Annotated in this window: 3 protein-coding genes; all 3 read left to right on the top strand. The window is 46.8% G+C overall.

The window, feature by feature from the left end:
• The coding region (locus Q0296_RS10535) for an SDR family NAD(P)-dependent oxidoreductase (protein WP_298040365.1) at nucleotides 1-407 on the top strand (407 nt) is incomplete at its 5' end.
• Entirely contained in the window at nucleotides 407-1,660 is a 1,254-nt protein-coding gene (locus Q0296_RS10530) for a beta-ketoacyl-ACP synthase (RefSeq protein WP_298040363.1), read from the top strand. The genes Q0296_RS10535 and Q0296_RS10530, both read left to right, overlap by 1 nt.
• Before the next feature lie 12 nt (nucleotides 1,661-1,672).
• Nucleotides 1,673-1,902 (top strand): c-type cytochrome (locus Q0296_RS10525; RefSeq protein ID WP_298040361.1); only part of this gene is annotated, 230 nt, incomplete at its 3' end.

Genomic DNA, 1,902 nt, shown 5'->3' with positions numbered 1-1,902 from the left:
ATTTAAATGGCTTTTACAACGTCCTAAGACCAGCGCTAATGCCCATGATAAGGGCTAGAAAGCCAGCTGGGATAGTGACGCTAAGCTCTGTTTCAGGGGTTATTGGTAACAGAGGTCAGGTGAATTACTCAGCTAGCAAAGCTGGCATCATAGGAGCTAGCAAAGCCCTTGCAGTCGAGCTTGCCAGCAGAGGCATAACAGTAAACTGCGTGGCACCTGGGCTTATAAAGACAGATATGAGCGAAGAAATTTTAAATAGCGATTTTTTAGATGAGGTGCTAAAGGCCATACCTGCAAAAAGAGCTGGCGAGGCAGATGAGGTGGCAGGACTTGTTAAATTTCTACTAAGTGGCGAGGCTAGCTACATCACAAGGCAGGTCATCGGCGTAAATGGAGGACTTTGCTAATGCGTGTATTTGTCACAGGTATCGGTGCAGTCAGTGCTTTTGGCAACAGCTGGGATGAGATGAGGGCTAAATTTCTTGCAGGCAAAAATGCCGTGAGATATATGAGCGAGTGGGAGGGCTATAAAGAGCTAAACACGCGCCTGGCAGCACCCATCATAGACTACAAACACCCGCAGGAGTGGGACAGAAAACAGCTAAGAAGCCTTGGCAAGGTCTCATGTTACAGCGTACATGCGGCTGGACTTGCATTAAAAGACGCTGGTTTGCTAAATGGCGAAGAGTTGCAGGCTGCAAATTTAGACCCAAGCGTGCAGGATGGCAGGATGGGTGTAGCTAGTGGCTCAAGCACTGGCAGCACAGACTCTATCCTTGACATGGCAAAGCTAGTTTTGGACATGGATAGTGGCTTTAACGCAAATACCTACATAAAAATGATGCCTCACACCACGGCGGCAAATATCGCGCTATTTTACTCACTAAAAGGGCGCATCATCCCTACATCTTCGGCATGTACGAGCGGCTCACACGCCATTGGCTACGCGTATGAGAGCATAAAAAGTGGTAGCATAGATATGATGCTAGCTGGTGGGGCTGAGGAACTTTGTGTGAGCGAGGCCTACGTCTTTGACAAGCTTTACGCTACAAGTGTGAAAAACAGCACGCCAAATTTGACCCCAACTCCGTTTGAAAAAGATAGAGATGGCTTGGTGCTTGGCGAAGGTGCTGGGATACTTTTGCTTGAAAGCGAAGAGAGCGCTTTAAAAAGGGGAGCTAAAATTTACGCTGAGGTCGTTGGCTTTGGCTCTACGTGTGATGGCACGCACATCACTAGACCACAAAGTGCTACTATGAAAGCGGCGATGAGCTTAGCGCTCCGCGCGGCAAAGCTGGAGCCAAAAAGCATAGGCTACGTAAATGCCCATGCGACTGCGACAAAACATGGCGATATAGCTGAAAGTATCGCTACAAACGAGCTTTTTGGAGAGGGTATCGCCATTAGCTCGCTTAAGAGCTATCTAGGTCACACGCTTGGCGCTTGTGGTGGGCTGGAAGCGATAGCAACTATCATGATGATGAGAGAAGAGCTATTTTTCCCAACTATAAATTTAAACGTAACTGATCCTGAGTGTGCAAAGCTAAACTACTTAAAGGAGCCAACGCCGATAAAGACGGACTTTGTGATGAGTAACAACTTTGCATTTGGCGGTGTAAATACATCTTTGATATTTAAAAGAGTAGATAACAAATTTTAAAAAGGATATAAAATGAAAAAACTAATCGTTGTTTCAGGTGCAGCCGCATTGCTAGCAGGCAGCCTATTTGCCGCTGACGGCGCGACTCTTTACAAAAAATGCGCAGCCTGTCACGGCGAAAAAGCGGACGTAAAATACGCAAACAAAGTGCCTGCGCTAACTAGCATCAGCAAAGAGGACCGCATAAAAGCGCTACAAAGCTACAAAGATGGCTCAAACAATAACTTTGGCATGGGCAAGGT

Source organism: uncultured Campylobacter sp., assembly GCF_937890585.1.
In the GTDB taxonomy this organism is placed as follows: Bacteria; Campylobacterota; Campylobacteria; order Campylobacterales; family Campylobacteraceae; genus Campylobacter_A.
This window is presented reverse-complemented; position numbering and strand designations above follow the sequence as displayed.